The organism is Brevibacillus sedimenti (genome assembly GCF_020923495.1).
Lineage (GTDB): Bacteria > Bacillota > Bacilli > Brevibacillales > Brevibacillaceae > Brevibacillus > Brevibacillus aydinogluensis.
The window spans coordinates 2013282-2038470 of record NZ_CP064048.1; the positions used below are offsets into that span (position 1 = coordinate 2013282).

The following is a 25189-nucleotide window of genomic DNA, read 5'->3' on the forward strand; positions in this document are numbered from 1 at the left end:
CGTCAGACGAAAAAGGCTCCCGGCTGGCTGTCCTGCTATTTCGCTGTGGCTCGGCCGATGATGTGCGGACGGTTTGGCCAGACAGCCCGGGAGGGGAGAAACATGGACAGAAGGCGAGGCAACAGTCATGAGAAAAATAGGCATCATCGCAGACGATCTGACAGGCGCCTCGGATTCAGGCGTTCAGTTTGCGCGGATGGGCTTGGAGACACGCGTTCTTTTTGATTGGAAAAACGCAGCTGCGGAGTGCGTCGATGCGGACGTCGCGGTCATGGATACGGACAGCCGCTCCCTCCCGATGTCAGACGCGTACGCCAGGGTGAGGCAAGCGGCGCAGTATTTTCGTGAACTGGAGTTCCAGCATGTTTACAAAAAACTGGATTCGACGCTGCGCGGCAATCTTGGGGCGGAAATTGACGCGGTGATGGACACGATTTCGTTTGATTTCGCCGTCGTCGCCCCGGCATATCCCAAAATCGGCCGTGTGACGAGAGGCGGGAGACACTATCTCAACGGGACGCCGATCGACCAGACGGAGATGGCCCGCGATCCCAAATGCCCGGTAAGCGAATCGGACATCCTCAAGCTGATCGCCTCTCAATCCAAACGGAAAACGGGACTGGTCCCGCTGGCAGTGCTGCGGGAGGGAGAGGAAGCCGTTCGGGCACAGGTGGACAGACTGCGGCAGGACGGCGTGGACGTGATGGTCTTCGACGCCGAGTCGGACAGCGACATGCAGCGGATTGCGTCAATCATGTCGGGGTACAGGGCACGAATCTTGTGGACCGGCTCTGCGGGATTGGCCGATGCTCTTCCCGTGACGCTTGGGCTTGCGGGACGCCTCCGGCCGAAGGTGATGATTGCTCCGTCCGGAAAACCGGTGCTGCTGGTTGCGGGAAGCATCTCGCAAACGACACAGGATCAGGTGAGGCGCGTTTGCGAAGAGCCGCACGTGGCTTGCGTGGAACTGAATCCCCTCGCCCTGCTGGCAGGGGAGGACGAGCAGCAGCGGGAACTAAAGCGGTGTGTCCATGAGCTGGAGGAAGCGGTCCAGAGCGGACGGAATGCGGCGTTCTATTCCCTTGCCACCTCCGCCCATGTAAAAGGAGCCAAGGCGTTGGGAGAGGCGCGGGGGATGACGGACACGGACATCTCCAACCGGATCGCGGATGCGCTGGGCACCGCCGCCGCAGCCATTGCCGCCCGGCATGACCTGCAGGGGTTGATTCTCACCGGAGGAGACACGGCAAAAGCCGTATGCCGCCACTTGGGTGTCAGCGGCATTCAGCTCCTGGACGAGATTGAGCCGGGGATTCCGCTCAGCCGCATCGTTGGTGCACATCCGCTGTTTGTCGTTACGAAGGCGGGAGCTTTTGGCACCAGGCACACGCTGCTTCATGCGTTACATGTTTTGAAAGGAGATCGGCAACATGAGTAAACCGATTGTAGGCATTACGATGGGCGATGCCGCCGGGATCGGTCCGGAAATTATTGTAAAGGCACTGGCAGATCCGGCTGTCTATCAGATGTGCCGGCCGCTTGTCATCGGCGACGCGAAAATGTTGGAGCGCGCCAACCGCATCACGGGAGCCGGGTTGTCCGTGAGCCGGGTCAGTGATGCGGGCACGGCGAAGTACGAACACGGCGTGATCGACTGCCTCGACCTTGACCTGCTGCCGGAAGACCTGCCGTTTGGACAGGTATCCGCCCAGGCCGGGGACGCCGCGTTTCGCTTCCTGGAAAAGGCGATCGACCTGGCGAAATCCGGGGAGATCGACGCCATCTGCACGGCGCCGCTCAACAAGGAAGCGCTGCACAAGGGCGGGCACATCTACCCGGGTCACACGGAAATACTTGCGGAGCTGACCAATACCAAGGATGTGTCCATGATGCTGTCCGCTCCCAAACTGAGAGTGATCCATGTGACGACCCACGTGGGGCTGATCGATGCGGTGAACATGATTACGCCGGAGCGGGTCTACAAAGTCATCGTCATGGCTCATGAGACCTTGAAGAAGGCGGGGATCTCCCCCCGAAGATAGCCGTTTGCGGAATCAACCCGCACGCGGGCGAAAACGGGTTGTTCGGATACGGTGAAGAAGAGGAAAAAGTGGTGCCCGCGGTGCGGCAGGCGCAGCAGGAGGGCATTGACGTGGTGGGACCGCTCCCGGCTGACACCCTCTTTTTCCGCGCGACGCGGGGAGACTTCGACATTGTCGTCGCGATGTATCACGATCAGGGACACGGCCCTGTCAAGGTGCTCGGCCTGGAAGCCGGGGTGAACATTACCGTCGGACTTCCGATTATCCGCACCAGTGTCGATCACGGCACAGCGTTCGATATTGCCGGAAAAGGCGTGGCTGACGAGCTGAGCATGAAAGAGGCGATCCGTCAGGCGGTCGAACTGGCGCCGAAACGGGCGTAACGCCCGTTCGCGGTGTCGGCTCTGCTGTAGAAGCATGGTCTGGCCTGAACCGAGGCAACACTCGCAGACTGTCATCAGGCTACGGAACGGAGGGAAACGTCCGGGAGATTTGATATCTCCCGGACGTTTTTGAAAATAATCAAAATAGATAGACAATTAAAAATGGATACAATATCCTAAAAGAAAAATCCTTTTCGTACGAGGGAAAACCTATGTCCACCATTAATCCACAAACAGAAAAGGAACGTGTCGCGGTTCAGCAGAAGAAAAAAGGGATGTGGCTCGTGCTGAAAAAGCCGCTCTGGTTCGCACTTTCGGCACTGGCCTTCCTCCTCGTGTACGTTGGCCTATGGGACTACATGGAGTACGCGCCGCGGGTGACGCTGGCGATTACGCTCGCGGTCATCGTCTTGTGGGTGCTGGAGCCGATTCCGTTTTCCATGACGGCCGTGATCGTCTTATTTGCTTTGCCCATGGCGGGGGCGGTTTCCACCGATTTGATCCTGTCCGGCTTCGCCTCGCCGGCCATATTCCTCATCGTGGCGGGCATGATGATCGCCAGCGCGGTGGAGCAGACCCCGCTTGGCAAGCGGTTGGCGTTCCAGCTGCTGTATTGGTTCGGGGAAAAGAAGGGCGGTGTCCTCGCCGGCATCATCCTCATCCCGCAGGTGATGGCCTTCTTCATCCCGGCGGCTGCGGTTCGCACCGCCATGCTGCTGCCGATCGTGTTTTCAATCACTTCCATCCTGGGCGTGAAGGCGGGCGATGTGCAGGGGAAAACATGGATGATGGGCGTGGTGGTCGGCTGCGGCATCAGCGGAACCGCCGTGCTGCCGGCGGCGATCGGCAACGTCATCACCGTTGATTTGATCAACACCTACCTGCAGCAGCGCGTCACCTACCTGGACTGGCTGCTGCTGGCGCTGCCGATGTGGCTGATCCTGGTTCCCGTCTCCTGGTGGGTGCTGTACCGCTGTTTTCCCGAGAAAGACGGAATCCCCACAGGGCTCAAGGCAAAAATGAAGGAGATGATCGCGGAGCTCGGGCCGATGACTGCGCGGGAAAAACGGCTCCTGGCCATTCTCTGCGCCGTCTGCGCAATGTGGGCGCTGGAAGGCATCCACGGTTGGCCTCCTGTGATTCCGGCACTGATCGGTGCCGTGCTGATGGCCTGGCCCGGCATCAAGGTGGCCGACTGGGACAAAATTCTCGACATCCAATTTGCCCCCTTGATCATGCTGGGAGTTACGCTTTCGCTGGGCAGGGCGCTCTACGAGACGGGGGTGACGGACTACTTGTCCAGATGGATGGAGAACGACCTCACGCTGTACCTCTTTTCCAATCCGGCGTTGGCGGTCCTGACGGTGACGATTCTGACCCAGCTGATTCACAAGGTGACGTCCAACGTGTCCACGGCTGTCATCGCGACGGTTCCGGTGGTGATGGCGCTGTCCGTTCAGGCGCAGAGTGCGCCCGCCCTGCTGCTGGCGTTTGTCGCGGGGCTGACGTGTCTGTTCGGCTTCATCCTGGTGGTGGAGACGATCCCGGGCGTGATGGTGCACGGGACCGGCTGGGTGACGCAGCAGGATTTCTTCAAGCCCGGTTTCTGGCTGACGCTGGCGACGACGGCGATCACCTATCTGATGGCCGTAACCTGGTGGTCCTGGCTTGGCTACATGTAGCCGTTTTTTAATGAAAGCGCTTTAATAAAAGGATTGACAAGGGTTTGATGGGAATACTATCATGATCATAAGAATTGGATCCAATATCCATTAAGTCTGGAGAGAGGAGGAGCCATGAGCATACAGGAAGGATGGACAGGGCGGTTTTACGAGGATTTCGAGGTGGGGGACGTGTATCCCCATCCGCTCGGCCGGACCGTGACGCAGACGGACAACATCTGGTTCACCCTGCTGACACAGAACACCAATCCCATCCACTTTGACGCCGAGTACGCGGCCAGGACCGATTTTGGGCGGCCGCTGGTGGACTCCACGTTTACGCTGGCGCTGGTCACCGGCCAATCGGTGGCGGACGTCTCGCAGAACGTGATGGCCAATCTCGGCTGGGACGACGTGCGGCTTCCCGCCCCCGTCTTTGAAGGTGACACCATCTACTCGTACAGCGAGGTGTTGGAGAAGCGGGAGTCCAAGTCCCGCCCCCACGTCGGCATCGTCAAGGTGAAAACGGTTGGCTACAACCAGCGCGACGAGGTGGTCATCCAGTTTACCCGCACCTTCATGGTGTACAAGCGCGGTCACGGTCCCGAATCGGTCAGCGAACGGGTCCGGCGCGTGCGGAATCAGGTGTTGAAGCAGGAGTAGCCTTGGCGCAAATCGTGATGGTTCGCAGGAGACAGCGGATACATCGGGGAAAGCAGGTCGTCCGCGAAAATTTTTCGGAATTTTCAGTATTAACGAACGTCAGGTTGGAAAGCGATCCATACCAAAAAAGGGGGTCTTCGCATGAAAAGAGGTTGGCACGCATGGATGGCAGGCTGTCTCGCTGCACTGCTGCTGACAGCGGCGGGATGCGGCGGTTCCAAGCCGCAGGACAGTAACGCCTACACGAAAGAGAATCCGCTGATCGTCAAGTTCTCTCACGTCACCACGGCTGATAGTCCAAAGGGCAAGGCCGCGAACAGGTTCGCCGAACTGCTGGCGGAAAAGACCGGCGGCAGGGTAAAGGTGGAAGTATATCCGTCTTCCCAACTGTACGGCGACAAGGACGAACTGGAAGCGCTGCAGGCGGGGAACGTCCATGTCATCGCTCCTTCGGCGACGAAGCTGGTCGGCTTCAACCCTTCCTTCCAGATTGTCGACATGCCGTTCCTCTTTAAAAACCACGAGGCGGTCATCAAATTCTGGGACGGGGAGCTGGGCAAAAAGCTGATGAATTCCCTGGAAAGCAAAAATCTGCAGGGGCTGGCCATGTGGGAAAACGGGTTTAAAGTGTTCACCTCCACCAAACCGATTGCCAAGCCGGAAGATTTCAACGGGCAAAAATTCCGCACGCAGGCGGGCAAGGTGCTGGAAGCGCAGTTCAAGGCGCTGGGAGCGGGGGCCGCAACCATTCCGTTCGGGGAAACCTACACCGCCCTGCAGCAGGGAACGGTGGACGGCCAGGAAAACACCTGGAACAACATCGACACGCAGAAGTACGAGGAAGTGCAAAAGTACCTGCTGGTGTCCAACCACGGGCGGATCGACTACATCGTCCTGACCAACAAGCAGTGGTACAGCGCCCTGCCCGAAGACATCCGCAAGGCCTTCGACGAATCGATGGCGGAAGCGACCGCATACGAGCGGGAGCTGGCCGTCCAGTTGGACAAAGGCTCCGAAGAGAAGCTGCGCGGCTCCGGTAAAATGCAGGTGATCGATCTCAGCGAAGCGGAACGGGAAAACTTCGTCAAAGCAATGGAAGCGCTCTACAGCGAGTTTGAAAAGACGATCGGCAAGGAGTTTATCGACGGCGCCCGTCAGCTGTAACGACCGCGGGCGGCTTTCAAGAAACAGACGGGGCACCGTTTCCGCCGGGGACCGGTGCCTTGGGGGAACCAACCAAACCGGGGAGGTTGAAAGTGATGTCCAAATGGCGGGAACGGTATGCCGCTTTTGAAGATTGTCTCGCCGGCTCGCTGATCGTGATCGGCGTTGCCTTGATTTTCTATGGAGTGGTGTGCCGCTACTTGTTTAACAGCCCGAAAGCGTGGGTCGACGAAATTTCCACCTACTTCGTCGTCTGGGGAACGCTGATCGGCTCGGCGGTTGCCTTGAGGGAAGGGCATCACATCCAGGTGGACGTCCTGTACGACCGCCTGCCTTCCTCCCTCCAGAAGGCGTGCAACGTGTTTGCCAATGCGCTTGGCGTTCTCTTCTGCCTCTGTTTCATCTTTTTCGGCGGCAAACTGCTGGCGCTCTACTGGAAGACGCAGCAGCAGTCCACCGATGTGGGGATTTTCCTCTGGATCGTCTATCTGGTGATCCCGCTCAGCGGACTGATGCTGGGCTACCGATTCCTTGACAACCTGCTGGCCAGCCTGAAACAAGAGGTGAAGATCGAGTGGAATGGATAGTGTTTCTCGTCTTTTTTCTGCTGCTGCTCCTGCGGGTTCCGGTGGCGGTCTCGCTGGTGGTGTCGGCCGCGCTCGCGCTCATGGACAGCGGGTTCAACCTGGACGTGCTGCCGCAAAAAATCTTTTCGTCGCTCAACGTTTCCACGCTGATGGCCATCCCCGGCTTTATTCTCGCCGGCGTCCTGATGGCGCGCGGCGGCATCTCCAAAGCGCTGATCGACGCGCTCAGGGCGTGGGTGGGCCATTTTTCCGGCGGGCTGTCCGTCGTCACCGTTCTCGCCTGTGCGGTCTTTGCCGCCATCTCCGGTTCCAGTCCGGCGACCGCCGCCGCCATCGGAGCGATCATGATCCCGGGAATGGTGGAGGCCGGGTACAGCAAGCGATACGCGATGGGCCTCGTGGCCGCCTCCGGCACGCTGGGGATTCTCATCCCGCCGTCCATTCCGCTGATCGTGTACGGAACGGTGGCCGAGGAGTCCATCGGCAAGCTGTTTATGGCCGGGTTTTTGCCGGGACTGTTTCTGACTGCCGTCCTCGTGGTGGTGGCCATCGTGTACGCCCGCTGGAAAAACTTCGGCCGCCTGCCGAAAGCGAGCTGGCACGACCGCTTCGTCTTGAGTGTCAGGGCACTTCCCGCCGCACTGCTGCCGCTCTTGATCCTCGGCTCCATCTACAAGGGGATCGCGACGCCGACGGAAGCCTCCGTGGTCGCCTGCGTCTACTCCCTGCTCGTCGCCGTGTTCGTCTACCGCCAGATCACGTGGAAGGACGCGCGGACGATCCTGCGGGAGACGGTCAACACCAGTTCGATGGTGTTCTTCATCATCGCCGGCGCCACCGTCTTCGGCCTGTACCTGACCAATGAGCAGGTTCCGCAAAACATCGCCGCCTGGATCATGGAAGGCGACATCAACAAATGGACGTTTTTGATCGCGTGCAACATCCTGTTCTTCATCATGGGCATGTTCCTGGAGCCGACCTCCATCATCCTGATCACCCTGCCGATCTTCCTGCCGATTTTGAAGCTGCTGGGGATCGACGTCATTCACTTTGCAATCATCATGACCGTAAACATGGAATTGGGGATGGTGACGCCTCCTGTCGGCCTGAACCTGTTTGTGGTCAGCGGCATCGCCAGGGCCAAGCTGGAAGAGGTGGTCAGGGGGATCATGCCGTTTATCGCCCTGATGATCCTCGTCCTGGTCGTCATTGTCGTCTGGCCGCAGCTCTCGCTCTGGCTGCCGGTGCAGATGGCCAACTGAGCGGGAATTGACTGGAAGCGGCCGATTCTGTAAAAATGGGAGATAGTTGCCAACAGGCGTACGGGAAAAGCACACGATTGTCAGGAGGATACACCCATGAAGCGAAGCCACTTGCGATTACATGACCGTTCCACGCTGCTTGAGCGGGTCGTCTCCCGTCTAAGGGAAGCGATTCTCAGGCGGGAGTTTCAGCCGGGGGAACGGCTCGTGCAGGAGGAGCTGGCCGAAGCCATGGGCGTCAGCCGGATGCCGGTCCGGGAGGCGCTGCGCCAACTGGAAAAAGAGGGGCTGGTCACGCTGGAGCCGCACAAGGGAGCCATCGTGACACCGGTGACATCCGATGACATCGAAGAGATTTACTATCTGCGCTCGGTGTTGGAAGCGATCGCGGTGGAACGCTCCCTGCCCCATCTGACCGATGACGACAAACGGATGCTTGGGCAGTTGGTCGAAGAGATGGAGCAGGCCGTCAAACGGGAGGACGCTGAGCAGTTCATCGCGAAAAACGCCGAATTTCACCGTTTGATCCGCAAGGGATGTCGCTGGCGCAGGGCGCACATGATCCTGGAGATGCTGTGGCACGGCTTTCCGCCGCACACGCCCGGCATGCTGCCGGGGCAGATGGAGCGGTCGCAGGCCGAGCACAAGGAGATGCTGGAGCTGATCGAATCAGGTGATGCCAAGCGGCTGTCCGAAGTGATCCGCAAACACATCTTGCGTACGGGGGAAGCGTTTAAGGAACACCTGGCGCAGGACAAGTAACCGAGCGATACATGTGTGGGGATTGTTTTTTCAATCCTTCACAATTTTTCTTTGCATTGGATCCAATATCCAATATCCGAGTTGAGCCAGAGGAGGAGCTTGTAATGGGAAAGGTTTTGGAACATCACAGCAAACGGTTGATTCGTCAGGTTGGCGTCCCGACGCCGGAACACTGGGTGGCGGACACCGCCGCGGAGGCGGAAGCAATCGCCAAACGATTCGGCAAGCCGGTGGTGCTGAAAGCGCTGGTCCCGGTCGGGAAGCGGGGCAAGGCGGGGGCCGTCACCTTTGCAAAGACGCCGGAAGAAGCGAGAGAGCGGGCCCGGGAACTCTTGGGCATGACGGTCAGCCACTTTCCGGTCGACAAGATCCTGGTCGAGGAAATGCTGGAGATTGCCAAGGAACTGTACGTCTCCATCACCATTGACAAGCAGAAACAACTGCCGGTGATCATCGCCTCGACCGAAGGGGGCGTGGAGGTGGAAGAGCTGGTGGCCGAGCATCCCGACAAGGTGGTGATCGAGCACGTCGATCCGCTGACGGGGCTGGCCGACTACAAGACGAGAGAGGTGTGGAGCCGCCTCGGCTTAAACGGCAGGGAACTGCTGCAGGCGAGCGACGTCCTCGCCAGGCTGTACGCCGCTTTTCTCCGCTACGACTGCCAACTGCTGGAGATCAATCCGCTCGCCGTCACCGCACAGGGCTCGCTGGTGGCCGCCGCATCGGTGATGGCCGTCGACGACGCCGCGATGTTTCGGCAGAAGGGGCTGGAGGGGCTGGTCGAAGTGGGCGGCGAACGGGCGTGGCGTCCGCTGACGGAGCTGGAAAAGCGAATGATCGCCGTGAATGACGCCGATTACCGGGGGACCGCCCGCTACACGGAGATGGACGGCGGGGATATCGGCTTCATGTGCGGCGGCGGCGGGGGCAGCCTGCTCAGCTTTGACGCGCTGGTCGACCTGGGCGGCCGGCCGGCCAACTACTCGGAAACGGGTGGCAATCCCCCGGAAGAAAAAGTGTACGGCCTGACCAGAGGAATCCTCTCCAAGCCCGGCGTCAAAGGGCTGTTTGTCGCCCACAACATCACCAACAACACGCAGATCGACGTAATGGCCCGGGGGATCGTACGCGCGTTGGCCGACATGGGCATCGATCCCCGGACGTTTCCCGTCGTCGTGCGGGAAGCGGGCGTCAACGACGCGCTGGGCAGACAGATATTTACCGAGGCGGGCGTGGAGTACTACGGCGAAGAGGTGACGATTTGCGAAGCGGCAGCTGCGATGATCGCGCGTATGCAGTCCGCCTATCCGGACTTGTACGCGTAAAACGGGAAAACGAGGAGGAGAGAGTATGGCCATTTTGATAGACAAGCGCACGCGCATTGTCATCCAGGGAATCACCGGGCGGGAAGCGACGATGGTGACCCGCCACACGCTCGATTACGGCACCAACGTTGTGGCCGGGGTGACGCCGGGGAAAAAGGGGCAGCACGTGCACGGGGTTCCCGTGTACAACACGGTGCGGGAAGCGGTTGACGCCCATCAGGCGGACACCAGCCTGGTTGTCGTGCCGCCCGCCTTTGCGCTGGATGCCGTGCGGGAAGCGATCGACAACGGCATCAAGGTGATCGTGGTGACGACGGAGAACATTCCGCAGCTGGACACGGTCAAGATGCTTCACCTCGCCAGGCAGAACGGCGTCCGGATCATCGGCCCCAACACGGTGGGCATGATCAACCCGAAAGACCGGGTGAAGCTGGGCTCGATCGGCGGCGACAACCCCGACCGCTGCTTCGTGCCGGGGCATGTCGGCGTGATCTCCCGCAGCGGCGGGATGACGGCGGAAACGTCGTGGATGGTAAAGCGGGCCGGATTTGGCGTCAGCACCAGCGTGGGCATCGGCGGCGACGCGCTGATCGGCACGACGATCCGCGACCTGCTGGAATTGTTCGAACGAGACCCGGATACGCATGCGGTCGTGACGTTTTCCGAACCGGGCACGACGTTTGAGGAAGAGGCGGCCGAGTTCGTCAAAAGCGGCGGCTTTCGCAAACCGCTGATTTCCTTCATCGCCGGGCGGTTTACAGAGCGGATGCCGGAGGGAACGGTGTTCGGCCATGCCGGGGCACTGATCTCCGGCAAAGTGGGACGCCCGTCCGGCAAGGCGCAAAAGTTGCGGGAGGCGGGGGCCCACGTGGTGGAGCGATACGATGATTTGATCGAGGTCCTGCAATCCGTATTGGCGGCAAAGGAGGCGAAGTAAATGTCACTGAGCAGACAACTGGCCGGTTTTATCGCCTGGACCCGCTATGAAGACCTGCCGGCGGAGACGGTGGCGTTCACCAAACTGTGCATCCTGGACTGGCTCGGCTCCGCGCTGGCCGGCGCGGCCAAACCGCCGGTGCGGATGATTGACGAGCTGGCGAGGGAGTTGGGGGGGAGCGGACAGGCGACGTTGGTCACCGGCGGCAGGTCGTCGGTCGCCAACGCGGCACTGGTCAACGGAGCCGCCTCTCACGTCGTTGAACTGGACGACATCCACAAGCAGTCGATCATTCACGCCGCCACCGTCGTCATCCCGGCGGCGCTGGCCGTTGCCGAGTGGCTGAACAGAAGCGGCAAAGAACTGATCGCGGCGGTCGCGGTCGGCTACGACGTCTGTTTCCGCGTCGGCGAGGCGGTCAGCCCGTCCCACTACCGTTTCTGGCACAACACCGCCACCTGCGGCACGTTTGGCGCAGCAGCGGCAGCGGCCTCCCTGCTTCGACTGGACGAGGAGCAGATCGTCCACGCGCTGGGCAATGCGGGGACGCAGGCGGCGGGACTGTGGGAGTTTATCGTCGACGGTGCGATGTCCAAACAGCTTCACACCGGCAAAGCGGCGATGAACGGGCTTTTGGCCGCCCTGTTGGCGCAAAAAGGGTTTACCGGCCCCTCCCGCATCCTCGAAGGGGAGCGCGGCTTTTTCCGGGCGATGGCGGAAACCGTTGACGAGTCGCGGATTACCGACCGGCTGGGGGAGCATTTCAAAATTACAGAAAATTCATTCAAGATTCACGCTTCCTGCCGCCATACCCATCCCGCCGTCGATCTCGCCCTCAAGCTGCGTCAACAGTCCGGCATCCGTACGGAGGAGTTGCGCCGAATCCGGGTGGGCGGCTATCGGTCGGTGCTGGCGATCACCGACAATCCCGACCCGCAGACCGTGTACGCGGCCAAGTTCAGCCTGCAGTTCTGCGTCGCGCTCGCCCTCGTCAAGGGCAGGGCGGGACTGGCCGACTTCAGCGGGGAGACGCTGCACGATCCGGCAGTCCGCTCACTGATGGAGCGGGTGGAGCTGACGCTTGACCCCGACGTGGATGCCGCTTATCCGGAGCGGTGGGGATCCAGCATGGAAGCGGAGACAGTGGCGGGAGAAGTGCTGCGCCTCGTGGCTGATTACCCGAAGGGGGACCCGGAAAACCCGGTGACGGCTGCGGAATTGACGGATAAGTTCCACGACCTGGCCGCCCATTTGCCCGAGGACACAAGGCGAAGCTACCTGGAGACGATCCTGCACCTGGAAACGATCGCGGACGTCGGCCGATTTTGGGACGAAAGGAGCCGCGTGTCGTGAACGAACTGTCCACCCGCCGCTTCCTTCTCGCCCGGCTGCACTCCCTGACCGGACTTGTGCCGCTCGGCCTGTTTTTGCTGGAACACCTCTACTCCAACGCCATCGCCTTGATGGGACAGGAGGCGTACGACCGGCATGTCCAGACGTTGTCGGGCATCCCCTTTCTGCCGGTCGTCGAGGTGCTGTTCATCGCGCTGCCGCTCTTGTATCACGCGGTGTACGGCATCTACATCGGGATGATGGCGAAAGTCAATCCGTACCGCTATGCCTACCGGCAGAACTGGCTGTTCGTCGCGCAGCGGGTGAGCGGGGGGATCACGCTGGTGTTTGTGCTCTACCACATTTGGGCGTTTCGCCTCTCCAGCCTGCTGTTTGATGCGCCCGTCAACTACGAGGCTGTCCAGGCCCATCTGCAAAACCCGTTCATTTTTGCCTTTTACGTGCTGGGTGTGGTCGCCACCACGTTTCACTTTTCCAACGGATTGTGGACCGGTTTGATTACCTGGGGAATCACCGTCGGCCCGCGGGGGCAGCGGATTTCCTCGGTCCTGCGTACGCTCTTGTTCGCCGGCCTGTGCGGCGTCGGGGTGGGGGCGCTGATCGCATTTTGGTAAGAAGGGAGGATGTGTCATGAACGAAAGCATCATCGTCGTCGGCGGCGGACTGGCCGGCCTGATGAGCGTGATCAAGATTGCGGAAGCGGGAGGAACGGTCAAGCTCTTTTCTGTCGTGCCGGTCCGCCGCTCCCACTCCGTCTGCGCGCAGGGGGGCATCAACGGCGCGGTGAATACGAAAGGGGAAGGCGACTCCGCCTGGGAACACTTTGACGACACGATTTACGGGGGAGACTTTTTGGCCCATCAGCCGCCGGTTAAAGCGATGTGCGAGGCGGCACCGGAGATCATCTACCTCTTGGACCGGATGGGTGTGCCATTCAACCGCACGCCGGAAGGGCTGATCGACTTCCGCCGGCTCGGCGGGGCCAAGTATTCCCGCACCGCCTTTGCCGGCGCCACCACCGGCCAGCAGATTCTCTACGCCCTGGATGAGCAGGTGCGCCGCTTCGAATCGGAAGGGCGGGTGGAAAAGTTTGAATATTGGGAAATGCTTTCCCTCATCCTCGATGACGAAGGGGTCTGTCGAGGCATCGTCGCTCAGGATCTCAAGTCGATGGAGATCAAGGAGTTCCCCGCCGATGCGGTAATCCTGGCGACCGGCGGCATCGGTATGATTTTCCGGAAGAGCACCAACTCGCTGATCAACACCGGCAGTGCCCACAGCATCGCCTACCAGCAGGGGGTGCATTACGCCAACGGCGAGTTCATCCAGATTCATCCGACCGCCATCCCCGGCGACGACAAGCTGCGGCTGATGTCGGAATCGGCGCGCGGGGAGGGAGGGCGCATCTGGGTCTACAAAGACGGCAAGCCGTGGTACTTTCTGGAGGAAAAGTACCCGGCATACGGCAACCTGGTGCCGCGGGACATCGCCACGCGGGAGATTTTCCACGTCTGCGTCGACCTGAAACTGGGCATCAACGGAGAGAACATGGTCTACCTCGACGTGTCCCACCTGCCAAAGCGGCAGTTGGAGCAGAAGCTGGGCGGCATTCTCAGCATCTACGAGAAGTTTGTCGGCGACGATCCGCGCAAGGTGCCGATGAAGATTTTCCCCGCGATGCACTACTCCATGGGCGGTCTGTGGGTGGATTACAACCAGATGACCAACATCCCCGGCCTGTTCGCCTGCGGCGAGTGCGAATTTCAATACCACGGCGCCAACCGGCTGGGGGCCAATTCGCTGGTGTCGGCGATCTACGGCGGGATGGTGGCGGGGCCGAAAGCGGTCGAGTACGTCCGCGGCCTGAAGAAGTCGGCCCAGGACCTGTCGCCCAACCTGTTCGCCGCCGAGCGCAGGCGGCAGGAAGCGTACATGGAGCGCATCTGCCGGATGGACGGCTACGAGAACCCGTACCAGCTCTATGTGGAGATGAGCGACTGGATGGTGGACAACGTAACCGTGGTCCGCTACAACGACCGCCTGCAAAAAACGGACGAGAAGCTGCAGGAGCTGCTGGAGCGCTGGCAGAAGATCGGCGTGGACGATACCTCCGACTGGTACAACCGGACGGTGACGTTTGTCCGCCAGTTGTGGAACATGCTGCAGTTGGCCCGGGTGATCACGCTGGGAGCGCTCCACCGCAACGAGAGCAGGGGCGCTCATTACAAGCCGGAGTTTCCCGAGCGCGACGACGCCAACTGGCTGAAGACAACGCTCGCCATCTACACGCCGGAGGGGCCGCTTTTCCGCTACGAACCGGTCGATCTCGCCTACATCCAGCCGCGCCCCCGGCGCTATGACATCGTGAAGGAAGCGGCGGACCGGGCATCCGACCGGGGCTCCGCGGCCGCCCGTCAACAGGCTTAGAGAGGAGGGTGCCGGGATGAACACGGTGCAGATGAAGGTAAAGCGGCAGGACCAGCCGGACGGCGAACCGTACTGGGAGGAGTTTGTCGTCCCGTACCGGCCGAACATGAACGTGATCGCCGCGTTGATGGAGATTCAAAAGAACCCGGTGAATGCGGCGGGCCGACAAGTGAGGGCCGTCGTCTGGGAGTCCAACTGTCTGGAAGAGGTGTGCGGAGCGTGCAGCATGGTGATCAACGGCAGGGTCAGGCAGGCGTGCTCCGCTTTGGTCGACAAGCTGGAACAGCCGATCTGCCTGGAGCCGATGGCCACGTTTCCCGTCGAAAAAGACCTGGCGGTGAACCGCAAGCGAATGTTTGACGCGCTGCAGAGCATCAAGGGCTGGATCGCAATCGACGGCACCCACGCCCTGGGCCCGGGACCGCGTGTCTCGCAGGAGCAACAGCAGGAGCTGTACGCGTATGCCACCTGCATGACCTGCGGCTGCTGTCTGGAGGCTTGTCCGAACGTCAACGACCGCTCCCCCTATCTCGGGCCGCAGGCGATGGCGCAGATCCGCTATTTCAACGCCCATCCCACCGGGGCGATGATGAAGGAACAGCGCCTGGACGCAGCGATCAGCGACGGGGGGATCGCCAACTGCGGCCAATCGCAAAACTGCGTCCAGGTCTGCCCCAAAGGGATTCCGCTGACCACGGCCCTGGCTGAAGTAAATCGGGATGCCAACCGGCATGCCTGGAAGAGGTGGTTTTTCTCATGAGAGAAATCAAGTATGACGCCATTGTGGAGGCAGTGGCTGACATGTGCCAGCGGGCCAACTACGACCTCGGCGCGGATGTCGTCCAGGCGTTCCGGCAGGCGCTTCGTTCGGAAGTGTCGGAGACAGGCCGGGACGTGCTGTCACAGTTGATGGAAAACGCACAGATCGCCGCCCGGGAACGGGTGCCGATGTGCCAGGATACCGGCGTTGCCGTCTTTCTCGTGGAAGTGGGGCAGGACTGCCGGATCGTCGGCGGCAGCCTGTACGACGCGATCAACGACGGGGTGCGCAAGGGATACAGAGAGGGGTATCTGCGCAGTTCCATCGTCGGTCACCCGCTGGAACGGGTCAATACAGGAGACAACGCTCCCGCCGTCACGCACGTGGAACTGGTGCCGGGCGACAAACTGACCATCCACTTCTCCGCCAAGGGCGGCGGCAGCGAAAACATGAGCGCGCTCAAAATGCTGAAGCCGTCCGATGGGGTGGAGGGGGTCAAAGCGTTTGTACTGGAGACGGCGCGGAACGCGGGTCCCAACGCCTGCCCGCCGATGGTCGTCGGCGTGGGCATCGGCGGAACATTTGAAAAGGCGGCCTACCTGGCGAAGAAGTCTCTGTTTCGGCCCATCGGCGAGCGCAGCCCCCGGCCGGAAATCGCCGTACTGGAGGAGGAACTGGTGGAGATGTGCAACAAACTGGGAATCGGCCCGCAGGGAATGGGCGGCCGGACGACGGTACTGGACGTCAAGATCGAGATTTACCCCTGTCACATCGCCTCCCTGCCCGTTGCCGTCAACATCAACTGCCACGCCAGCCGGCACAAGGAAGCCGTACTGTGAAACGGAGCAAGATAGCCAACCGGGAGGAGGAGCAACACGATGGCAGTCAAACACATTACTGCCCCGTTGACGGATGAGGCGGTGGCCAGCCTGCGGGCGGGCGACCGGGTGCTGATCAGCGGCGTGGTCTACGCGGCGCGGGACGCCGCCCACAAGCGCATGATCGAAGCGTTGGATCGCGGAGAGCCGCTCCCGTTTGACGTCAGCGGGCAGGTGATCTACTACGTCGGTCCAACTCCGGCCAAACCGGGGCAGGTGGTCGGCTCGGCCGGCCCGACGACGAGCGGCCGCATGGACAAATACGCGCCCAGGCTGCTCGCGCTGGGGTTAAAAGGGATGATCGGCAAAGGCTATCGCAATCAGGAAGTAAAAGAGGCGATGGCGAAACACAAGGCGGTTTACTTTGCGGCGGTAGGCGGCGCGGGCGCGCTGCTGGCGAAAGCAATCAAGGTGCAGGAGCTGGTGGCCTACGAAGACCTCGGCCCGGAAGCGGTGCGCAAGCTGGTGATCGAGCAGTTTCCGGCCGTGGTGATCAACGATATGTACGGCAATGACCTGTACCGGCAGGGCGTGGAACAGTACCGGGAAGAGTGGGGAGGGGGCGGAAGATGACGCTGGTTCGTTCGTGGATGTTTGTGCCGGGCAACAACCGGCGGCGGCTGGAAAAGGTGAGGGAGCTGGCGGCTGACGTGATCATTTACGATTTGGAAGACGCCGTGCCGCTTCAGGAAAAAGCGAGCGCACGGGACATGGTGCGCCAGGCGGTACAAGAAAACGGCAGCCGTCCCCAATACGTGCGGGTGAATGACCCGACCACGCCGTTTTACCTGGACGACCTATACGGCATGATCGGGCACGGACTGACGGGAATCGTTTTGCCAAAAGCGGCAAACCGTCAGCAGATTCTGGCTGTGGAAGCCCACCTGACGCAGCTGGAGAATCACGGGAATCTGCCGTGCGGCTCGATGGAGATCGTCCCCCTGATTGAAACGGCGTCTGGTCTCTACCACGCCTATGACATCGCCTCGGCTAGCGCCAGGGTGAAGCGGCTGGCGTTCGGTTCGGTCGACTTTGCCCTCGATATCGGCGCCCGGCTGACGCGGGAAGGAACGGAACTTTTGTTTGCCCGCTCCCAGTTGGTGGTGATCTCCCGGGCAGCCGGCATCGAACCGCCGATTGACGCCGTTTTCGTGGACGTCAAAGATGCGGAGGGACTGCAAAATGATGCCCGCCTTGCGAGACAGCTCGGTTTTCAGGGCAAGCTGGTGATCCATCCCGACCAGATCCCGATTGTCCATGACGCGTTTTCCCCGACGGCGGAGGAAATAGCGGAGGCGAAAGCGGTCGCCGCCGCCTTTGACGAAGCGCTCGCTTCCGGCAGCGCCGCCATTTCTGTCAACGGAAAACTGGTCGACTACCCCGTGGCGGAGCGGGCCAAGCGGATCCTCCGGCAGGCGGAAGCGCTCCAGCACCTCCGCACTTGACCCCGCGGCCCCGATGTGATACAGTACGACCAAATGGAATAGCACTTGTTTTCTAGGGTTCCGCAGCGTTGGCTGGCCTGGTCCGAGAGAAAACACACAGCCGCATTGGCTGTGACACGGAGGGATAAAAGCCCGGGAGATATCGTTGTGCTGGCGATACCCCCGGGTTTTTTGCTGCGCTGGAAAAAACGAGAGGATAGGAGGAGAGAGACGTGAACAGAGAATGGGCCATGGTGTTCATTGCGGCTGTGTTTGAAGTGCTGTGGGTGATCGGGTTGAAACACGCGTACGATCTTTGGACGTGGCTGGGAACGGCAGCGGCCATTGGCGTCAGCTTTTTCCTGATGATCAGGGCTGGTCAGACGCTGCCGGTGGGCACCGTATACGCCGTCTTTGTCGGCATGGGCACGGCCGGCACGGTATTGGCCGACATCGTCTTTTTCGGCGAGCCGTTTCAGTGGTTGAAAGTGCTCCTGATCATGCTGCTGCTGGGGGGCGTCGTCGGATTGAAGCTGGTGACCCATGAGAAACCGGCAGAGAACGTGAAAGGAGGGGAGACATAATGGCCTGGTTCTGTCTAATCGCCGCTGGCATTTTCGAGATGACGGGTGTCGCGATGATCAACAAATGGAACCTCGATCGGACCTGGCTGACGCTGATCCTGCTGCTCGCCAGTTTCGGAGCCAGCTTTTTGTTCCTTTCCCTCGCGATGAAAACCCTGCCGATGGGGACGGCCTATGCGGTCTGGACCGGCATCGGCACGGCAGGCGGCGCCATTTTGGGCATGGTCCTGTACGGCGAGTCTGCCGATTGGCGTCGGGTGCTGTGTATTGGCGTCATCCTTGCCGCTGCGGTCGGATTGAAGCTGATCTCCTGACCGCCCCCATCTGTCTGTTGACATTCAACATGGCGCCGGTGATAATGGCGTCCGACACACCGGGTGCCTGCATTATGGCTGCCGTCATCGCTGTAACTGCGACGTCCACCGCCAGATTGATGCCGCCAGCACGACAACCCACAACCAAAAGGGGGCTGGGGGATGTGTTGTGCGGCAAGTGGACGTTTGTCATACTGTTGCTCGGACAAGCTGACAGTCATCAGTCCGCAAAGGAGGAACGCACATGAAATTCATCGACAATCGAGGAATCACCGATCCCCGCATCAACCTGGCAATCGAGGAATACGCCTTAAAGCACCTGCCTGCCGATGAAGATTACCTGTTGTTTTACATCAACGAACCGTCCATCATCATTGGGAAAAACCAGAATACGATCGAAGAGATCAATGCCGACTACGTCAACGAACACGGGATTCACGTGGTGCGCCGGCTGTCGGGAGGCGGCGCCGTCTATCACGACCTCGGCAACCTCAACTTCAGTTTTATTACCAATGACGACGGGGAGTCCTTTCACAACTTCCGCAAGTTTACCGATCCGGTCGTTCGCGCTCTGCGCCAGATGGGCGTCGACGCGGAGCTGACGGGCCGCAACGACATCCAGGTGGGCGAGCGGAAAATTTCCGGCAACGCCCAGTACGCCGCCAAAGGACGCATGTTCAGCCACGGCACGCTGCTGTTTGACTCCGACCTGGAGCGTGTCGTCTCCGCGCTGAACGTGAATCCCCTAAAAATCCAGTCAAAAGGGATCAAGTCGATTCGCAGCCGGGTCGCCAACATTTCGGAATTTCTGCCCAGCCCGATGACGATCGAAGAGTTCAAGAAGGAGCTGCTCGTCTTTATCTTCGACGGCAAACCGGTGGAGGAATATCCGCTCACCGACGAGGATTGGGCGAACATCCACGAGCTGTCCCGTTCCCGCTACCAGAGCTGGGAGTGGAATTACGGAAAATCGCCGAAAAGCAACTTCCGGCAGTCCCGCCGGTTTGACATCGGGACGGTGGAGGTGCGGTTGGAGATCGAGAAGGGGCGCATCAAGGAAGCCAAAATCTACGGGGACTTCTTCGGAATGAGGGACGTGTCGGAAATCGAGGCCGTGCTTCGCGGCGTGCCATACGACAAGCAAGCGGTGGCGGATGTGCTTGCTGGCATCGACATCGAGCCGTTTTTCGGAAAATGGTCGCGTGAGGAACTGCTGTCGCTGCTGTTCTGACGAATACGCCTTTGACCACTCGTCCGCAGCGCATGAGAGATCGGGACCGCTCGCTCGCTTGACGCCCAGCACAGAAGCGGATGAAGTCGGCTCCAAAACGAGACGCGGGCAGGGGACAAACATCTGGGTATTTCGAGGAAGTGAGACTTGTGTCCCCTGTTGATTCCCGCGTCTTCGTTTTTTCACTGAGTCGGTCGTCAAAGGAGCTCGCTTGGCCCATCCCGCCATGCGATGCCCATTGTCTTTTCGCTTTGGTTGATGAATAGGCACGCCTTTCGGCCTGGAAATCATTTTTTGTGGACGCTAACTCAATGAACCGTTTGTCTTCAGTCTGAAACCTCCCGAAAACGGGAGGTTTCAGTGCTGATTGAACGCAGTGGCGCCCGTTATGCCGAAATGGCCGGCGATTTTTCGTCCGACAGGGCAGGCGGATGAAACTCGTTCTCGTGCTTGGCGATGACCACCGCAGCCACGCCGTTGCCGATCAGGTTGGTGATGGCACGGGCTTCCGACATAAAGCGGTCGACACCGAGCAGGAGCGCGATGCCCTCGACCGGGATCATCGGGAACGCGGCCAGCGTTGCCGCCAGGGTGATGAAACCGGAGCCGGTGACGCCGGCTGCCCCTTTGGACGTGAGCATCAAAATGCCGAGCAGGGTCAGCTGCTGCCAGACGGACAGGTCGACGCCGTATGCCTGCGCGATGAACAGAGCGGCCATGGAGAGGTAAATGGACGTGCCGTCCAGGTTGAACGAATATCCGGTGGGCACGACCAGACCGACAACCGATTTGGAACAGCCGTATTTTTCCAGACGCTCCATCATGCGGGGCAGCGCCGATTCGGACGACGAAGTGCCCAACACCAGCAGGATTTCTTCGCGAATGTATTTGATAAACGAGAAAATGTTAAAGTTGAAGAAGCGGGCAATCAGCCCCAGCACCACGACGATGAACAAAAACATCGTGATGTAGACCGACCCCATCAAGAGGCCCAGTCGTTTCAGGGAGTCGAGGCCAAAGGTGCCGATGGTGTAGGCCATCGCTCCGAATGCCGCGAGCGGGGAGACTCTCATGATCATGTTGACGACGCCGAAGAATCCGTGCGCCAGCTTGTCAAACAGGTTGATCACCGGCTGGGCGGCGGAGCCCATGGCTGCGAGCGACAGGCCGAACAGGACGGCGAAGAACAGGATGGGCAGCAGTTCGCCTTTGGCCATGGCGTTGACCACGTTGTCCGGAATGATTCCGACGAGGAAGTCGATAAAGCCGTGGCTGGTCTCCTCAGCCGCTTTCGTGTACTTGGAGATGTCAGCGCCGCTAAGGCCGGTCTTGTCAAAGCCGACGCCCGGCTTGATGATGTTGACCACGACCAGGCCGATGGCCAGCGCGATTGTGGTAACGATTTCAAAATAAATCAGCGCCTTGCCGCCGATTTTTCCCACCTTCTTCATGTCGCCCATGCCGGCGATGCCGTTGACGACGGTGAAGAAGACGATCGGCGGGATGACCATTTTGATCAACTTGACGAATACGTCTGCCAACACTTTCAGTTCAGCCCCGAACTTGGGCGCAAACTGGCCGACGAGAATACCGAGGATAATGGCGATCACGACCTGCACGGTCAGGTTTTTAAAAATACGCATAAGTCCCCTCCCCTTTACGCACAATGAAAGCGCTTTACATTCTCTGTACTTGCATTCTAAAGAATTGCTGGAATATTGGAAATGATACGGTCATATTGGTTGTTTTGGTCTTTTTGGTCACAGAGCTTGCGGGGAGCGGAGACAAGCAAAATACCCTTGACCCGCCAATCCGGCAAGCCAAGGGCTGTATGGGTGCGGGGAATTTTTTCGACATCAGGTGCCGATATGGCCTGCATCGCGAGCGGAAGCGGCGGGTGCTGCGGATGGTGCGGCTGCATCCAGCCACTGTCTGTACCGGTCCCAAGCCTCTCGGGAATCTAGCGCCTGGCGGGCCGCGGCCACACCTTCATCCAAGTTCGGGACGCGCCCGGTGATCCACAGCCGCAGGGCACTGTTTAGGAGCACCATGTTGCGGTAGGCAGGTTCGGCTGTTCCGTTCAGCACCGCTTCCGCCGTCTGCCGCTGCAGTTCCGGCGTCCAGTCGGTATCCGGCGCTTCCGCCTGCAAGCCGAGCGAGGCCGGATCGACGACGAAGGGACGACAGCTGCCGTTTTCCACGATCAAGGCGCGGCTCGGTTTGGCGGCGGACACGTCTTCGGAGCCTTCCATGCCCTGCACGACGATTCCCCGTTCCACTCCGAGACGGAGCAGCAGTTCCGCCACTTTTTCAAATACCGTGCCGTGGAAGATGCCGATGGCCATGGACGGAGAGTCGGCTGGCCGCAGCAGCTTTTCCACCGTGTTGAACAGGGTGCGGACGCCGAGCTCCAGCCGCAGGGGGCGCAGCTTGTGCAGCGCGGGACACCACGTTTCCGTGGGGACAATCAGGACGCCGCTGCGCTCGGCAGCCGACAAAAGCGCCTGCCTGTCGGCGGCATCCACGGATACGCCTGCGGTCTTTAACACGTCCGTCAGCGTGATGCCCCACTTGGGCGGCAGCGATGGACTGCCGTGCAGAGTGACCCGCTGCCCGCAAGCGGCCAGTACAAAGGCGGCAGGCAGCGTGGCCATAAACGATTTTCGCCGCCCGTCGTAGGGGCCGGCGCAATCGAGACTGTCCGGAAACGAGACGGGCGACATGGTCCGGCGTAACACCTCCACAAACGCCGCCAATTCGTCAAGCGACTCCGATTTGATCCGCTCCGCCATCAGAAACGCGCCCATCTGTGCGGGTGTCGCGCTGCCGTTGAGAAACATCTCTGCCGCTATCGTTGCCTGTTCGTACGTCAGGTCTTTTGCGCCGCGTTTGCCGCGTCCCACTTCTTTTAACAGTTCATACATCGTGGCTGTCACCTCTCTCAAAATTGCGTCATTCACCGACCATTAACAATCGGGCCGCGTCCAACATATATACGATTAAGTATACAGGAATACTATGATTTTTGAGAAGTCGTACAACTAGGTGGACTGGTCGCTGCAGAGCGTCTCTTTTGCTCTACTGAACTCCGGGCCGCTGCGCTGTCGAATCGGGGACTGTAAAAGCGGGGGAACGAGCAAGATATAAGTGAACGGGGCGAAACAACCAATCGGAGCCATCTCGGTCCTATGATTGACATGAAACCAAAAGGTGTCATAAAATCAAAAAAGGAAACCATTTGGTTTCGTATTGCGTACAAGAGTTCCGCTCGGGTTTGCCCCAGGAAAAAGGGAAGCACACATATCAGGAGGTACGACGATGGAGAACAAAACCCCGCAAACCATTCCGGACATTCGACACACCCAGGTGTTCCATGCACCGATCCAGAAAGTGTGGGAAGCCGTTGCCACGGCGGAAGGTCTCGCCGCATGGTTCATGCCAAACGACTTTCAACCAGTGGTCGGTCACGAGTTTCACATAAATGCCGGTCCGTTCGGCATGTCCCCCTGCAAGGTGACGGAAGTGGACCCTCCCAACCGTCTGTCGTTTCACTGGGGGAAAGACTGGATCATTACGTTTGAACTGATAGACCTCGGCGGGAAAACGGAGTTTACGCTGATCCACTCCGGCTGGAATCCCGATACTGTCACGGAATTCGGCGAACCGCACACGATCGTGCGCGACCGCATGAATCAGGGCTGGACCGGCATTATCCAAAAACTGGGTAAGTATGTCGAGGGCTGACATGGCTGCGGCGCCGTCCAGACATGACGTCTTTCAGGCAATTGCCGATCCCACGCGCCGCCAGCTGCTGAAATTGCTGGGGGATCAGGAATTGCCGGTCACCGTGATCAGCGGACACTTTCCGATGAGCCGGACGGCCGTTTCCAAACACCTGCGCATTTTGGCCGAAGCCGGCCTGGTCAAAGGGAGGAAAGTCGGCAGGGAGACGCGCTACCGGCTTGATCCGGAACCGCTGCTCGCAGTGAAGCAGTGGCTTGCGTATTACGAGCGGTTTTGGGAGAACAAGCTGGCGATGCTCAAACACTACGTGGAGTCCGGCGAAACGGACGGCGTCGAGCCTGTCGCCCCGCGAACAGCGGTCCAGCCGACGAAACAGGAATAACCGCGCAGCCAGCTGCCGCCTGGCCTGACGCTGTGAAGAGAGTGCATGAAGACAGTCCAAGACGGTGCTTTCCCCGTTTTGGCCTGTCTTTTTTGTCGGGGAAGACGCATTTCCTCGGGGCCAGGGAGAGGGAACGCACGTGTTTACTGCTGCCTGTGCAGTTTGCTGATCTCGTCCATTAACGCCGAACCGATCATCGGGGCAAATGATTTGTACACCGGCTGCAGCGCCTCCCTCCAGACGGCCTGCTCCTGTGGTGTCAGCACGTGGATTTCCATGCTGCTCTCTTTGGTCAACTGCTTCCACTGCTGCTCGTTCATGGAGACGGCGATTTGGTCGCTGTAGGCCGTCGCCTCCTCCAACGCCTCGGTCAGCACGCGCTGTACGTCGGGGGGAAGCTTCTCCCAGAACGATTTGTTGATGATCACGGCATATCCCAGATAGCCGTGGTTGCTGACCGTCATGTATTTCTGCACCTGGTAGAGACGCTTGCTGTAGATGTTGGAGATGGTGTTTTCCTGGCCGTCCACCTCGTTGTTCGCCAGCTTGCGGTAGACGTCATTGAACGGAGCCCCCTGGGCTGTCGCCCCCAGCGTGCGAAACTGCGCTTCCAGCACGGGGCTTTGAATGATCCGGAAGCGCTGGCCGGCGAAGTCCTGCGGCGTGCGAATCGGTTTGTTGCTGGTCATCTGCTTGAAGCCGTTGCTCCAAAAGGCCAGTCCCTTCATGTTCAGCGGCTCCAGCGTCTCAAACAGCATCCCGCCGATCTTCCCGTGAAAGGCCTGCTCAACATCCTGCTGATCGCGAAACACGTAGGGCAGGTCCAGCACCGACCACGCCGGAATCCGGTTGGCCAGATTGGAAAAGGCGGGAGCAATCATCTGGATGTCGCCGCGCCGCAGCGCATCCATCTCCGTCTGGTCGGAGTGGAGGATACCGTTGGGAAATACCTGCACTTCCACCCGGCCATTGGACTTATCCTTGACCAGTTGGGAAAAACGATCCACGGCCAGACCCTTGGGCGTATTTTCCGCTACCACATGGCTGAACTTGATGATAATGCGCTCGCTCAGCCCTTCCTGCTCCTCGTCGTATCCCAGCGATGCAAACGGCAGGTCGCTGCGAAAGCCGATAATCACGGCGCTGAGCAGGCCCAACAGGACGAACGCGACAATGCTTGCGATTGATCTCACGGGCTGACACCTGCTTTACCATCGGTTGATTTGCTTCACGTACTGTACCAAAATATATGGTAGCAGGCAAACCTACCGGAAAGGAAGAACACTCCTGTTCAAGCGTCTGAAAA

General features: G+C 59.9%; 24 protein-coding genes, 1 pseudogene and 1 riboswitch. Of the genes and pseudogenes, 22 read left to right on the plus strand and 3 right to left on the minus strand.

The genetic code is table 11. The annotated features are described in order from the left end of the window. Nucleotides 1–127 precede the first annotated feature (127 nt). From IRT44_RS09950 to IRT44_RS10045, 20 genes and pseudogenes are all read left to right on the plus strand, one after another. A complete protein-coding gene (locus IRT44_RS09950; RefSeq protein ID WP_230076606.1) occupies nt 128–1438 on the plus strand; it encodes a four-carbon acid sugar kinase family protein in 1311 nt (436 codons plus the stop codon). Further along, nucleotides 1431–2425 (plus strand): annotated as a pseudogene (gene pdxA, locus IRT44_RS09955) (4-hydroxythreonine-4-phosphate dehydrogenase PdxA). Before IRT44_RS09950 ends, pdxA begins: the two are co-directional and overlap by 8 nt. 212 nt (nt 2426–2637) lie before the next feature. Continuing rightward, on the plus strand, nt 2638–4107 hold the full coding sequence (locus IRT44_RS09960; protein ID WP_230076607.1) for an SLC13 family permease: 1470 nt from the start codon (nt 2638–2640) through the stop codon (nt 4105–4107). Nucleotides 4108–4221: 114 nt separating this feature from the next. Next, complete coding sequence (locus tag IRT44_RS09965) at nt 4222–4749, plus strand: MaoC family dehydratase (protein WP_171565824.1); 528 nt, start codon at nt 4222–4224, stop codon at nt 4747–4749. A gap of 141 nt (nt 4750–4890) precedes the next feature. Beyond that, a complete protein-coding gene (locus tag IRT44_RS09970) occupies nt 4891–5913 on the plus strand; it encodes a TRAP transporter substrate-binding protein (RefSeq protein WP_171565823.1) in 1023 nt (340 codons plus the stop codon). 95 nt (nt 5914–6008) lie between these two features. Continuing rightward, nucleotides 6009–6500 carry a TRAP transporter small permease gene (locus tag IRT44_RS09975; protein ID WP_171565822.1) on the plus strand — a complete coding sequence of 164 codons (492 nt, stop codon included), beginning with the start codon at nt 6009–6011 and terminating at the stop codon, nt 6498–6500. Then, nucleotides 6488–7762, plus strand: a complete 1275-nt coding sequence (locus IRT44_RS09980; RefSeq protein WP_171565821.1) for a TRAP transporter large permease — start codon at nt 6488–6490, stop codon at nt 7760–7762. The genes IRT44_RS09975 and IRT44_RS09980 overlap by 13 nt, the downstream gene beginning before the upstream one ends. 96 nt (nt 7763–7858) lie before the next feature. Further along, nucleotides 7859–8524, plus strand: a complete 666-nt coding sequence (locus tag IRT44_RS09985) for a GntR family transcriptional regulator (protein WP_230076608.1) — start codon at nt 7859–7861, stop codon at nt 8522–8524. A gap of 104 nt (nt 8525–8628) precedes the next feature. Beyond that, nucleotides 8629–9849, plus strand: coding sequence for a succinate--CoA ligase subunit beta (locus IRT44_RS09990; RefSeq protein WP_171565819.1), 1221 nt, complete (start codon nt 8629–8631; stop codon nt 9847–9849). Between the two features lie 25 nt (nt 9850–9874). Continuing rightward, nucleotides 9875–10786, plus strand: a complete 912-nt coding sequence (locus IRT44_RS09995; protein WP_230076609.1) for a succinate--CoA ligase subunit alpha — start codon at nt 9875–9877, stop codon at nt 10784–10786. After that, nucleotides 10787–12139 carry an MmgE/PrpD family protein gene (locus IRT44_RS10000; protein ID WP_230076610.1) on the plus strand — a complete coding sequence of 451 codons (1353 nt, stop codon included), beginning with the start codon at nt 10787–10789 and terminating at the stop codon, nt 12137–12139. Beyond that, nucleotides 12136–12753 (plus strand): succinate dehydrogenase cytochrome b558 subunit, encoded by a 618-nt coding sequence (locus IRT44_RS10005; RefSeq protein WP_230076611.1) that lies wholly within the window; start codon nt 12136–12138, stop codon nt 12751–12753. The genes IRT44_RS10000 and IRT44_RS10005 overlap by 4 nt, the downstream gene beginning before the upstream one ends. 16 nt (nt 12754–12769) lie before the next feature. Then, complete coding sequence (gene sdhA, locus IRT44_RS10010; protein WP_171565815.1) at nt 12770–14566, plus strand: succinate dehydrogenase flavoprotein subunit; 1797 nt, start codon at nt 12770–12772, stop codon at nt 14564–14566. Nucleotides 14567–14582: 16 nt separating this feature from the next. Further along, nucleotides 14583–15326 (plus strand): succinate dehydrogenase iron-sulfur subunit, encoded by a 744-nt coding sequence (gene sdhB, locus IRT44_RS10015; protein WP_171565814.1) that lies wholly within the window; start codon nt 14583–14585, stop codon nt 15324–15326. Next, nucleotides 15323–16165: a fumarate hydratase gene (locus tag IRT44_RS10020; RefSeq protein WP_171565813.1), complete on the plus strand. Its 843-nt coding sequence runs from the start codon at nt 15323–15325 to the stop codon at nt 16163–16165. Before sdhB ends, IRT44_RS10020 begins: the two co-directional genes overlap by 4 nt. Nucleotides 16166–16204: 39 nt before the next feature. Then, on the plus strand, nt 16205–16777 hold the full coding sequence (locus IRT44_RS10025; RefSeq protein ID WP_171565812.1) for a Fe-S-containing hydro-lyase: 573 nt from the start codon (nt 16205–16207) through the stop codon (nt 16775–16777). Next, complete coding sequence (locus tag IRT44_RS10030) at nt 16774–17649, plus strand: HpcH/HpaI aldolase/citrate lyase family protein (protein ID WP_212132312.1); 876 nt, start codon at nt 16774–16776, stop codon at nt 17647–17649. The genes IRT44_RS10025 and IRT44_RS10030 overlap by 4 nt, the downstream gene beginning before the upstream one ends. Before the next feature lie 41 nt (nt 17650–17690). Further along, nucleotides 17691–17790: riboswitch (guanidine-I (ykkC/yxkD leader) on the plus strand. A gap of 71 nt (nt 17791–17861) precedes the next feature. Next, nucleotides 17862–18212 carry a DMT family transporter gene (locus tag IRT44_RS10035; RefSeq protein WP_326838911.1) on the plus strand — a complete coding sequence of 117 codons (351 nt, stop codon included), beginning with the start codon at nt 17862–17864 and terminating at the stop codon, nt 18210–18212. Further along, a complete protein-coding gene (locus IRT44_RS10040) occupies nt 18212–18526 on the plus strand; it encodes a DMT family transporter (protein ID WP_212132311.1) in 315 nt (104 codons plus the stop codon). Before IRT44_RS10035 ends, IRT44_RS10040 begins: the two co-directional genes overlap by 1 nt. Nucleotides 18527–18770: 244 nt before the next feature. Next, nucleotides 18771–19757, plus strand: a complete 987-nt coding sequence (locus IRT44_RS10045) for a lipoate--protein ligase (protein ID WP_230076612.1) — start codon at nt 18771–18773, stop codon at nt 19755–19757. Between the two features lie 386 nt (nt 19758–20143). Here the strand turns inward: IRT44_RS10045 and IRT44_RS10050 are convergent, their stop codons facing one another. Both IRT44_RS10050 and IRT44_RS10055 read right to left on the minus strand, forming a co-directional pair. Beyond that, nucleotides 20144–21400, minus strand: coding sequence for a dicarboxylate/amino acid:cation symporter (locus tag IRT44_RS10050; protein WP_171565808.1), 1257 nt, complete (start codon nt 21398–21400; stop codon nt 20144–20146). 213 nt (nt 21401–21613) lie between these two features. Beyond that, complete coding sequence (locus IRT44_RS10055; RefSeq protein ID WP_230076613.1) at nt 21614–22681, minus strand: anthranilate phosphoribosyltransferase; 1068 nt, start codon at nt 22679–22681, stop codon at nt 21614–21616. Between the two features lie 394 nt (nt 22682–23075). Between IRT44_RS10055 and IRT44_RS10060 the strand changes: the two genes are divergently transcribed. Next, nucleotides 23076–23501, plus strand: a complete 426-nt coding sequence (locus IRT44_RS10060) for an SRPBCC family protein (protein WP_212132308.1) — start codon at nt 23076–23078, stop codon at nt 23499–23501. Between the two features lies 1 nt (nt 23502). After that, nucleotides 23503–23883, plus strand: a complete 381-nt coding sequence (locus tag IRT44_RS10065; protein WP_212132307.1) for an ArsR/SmtB family transcription factor — start codon at nt 23503–23505, stop codon at nt 23881–23883. 143 nt (nt 23884–24026) lie between these two features. On the opposite strand, the gene IRT44_RS10070 is transcribed toward IRT44_RS10065, so the two are convergent. Beyond that, nucleotides 24027–25076, minus strand: coding sequence for a DctP family TRAP transporter solute-binding subunit (locus tag IRT44_RS10070; protein WP_171565804.1), 1050 nt, complete (start codon nt 25074–25076; stop codon nt 24027–24029). Between the last annotated feature and the right edge of the window lie 113 nt (nt 25077–25189).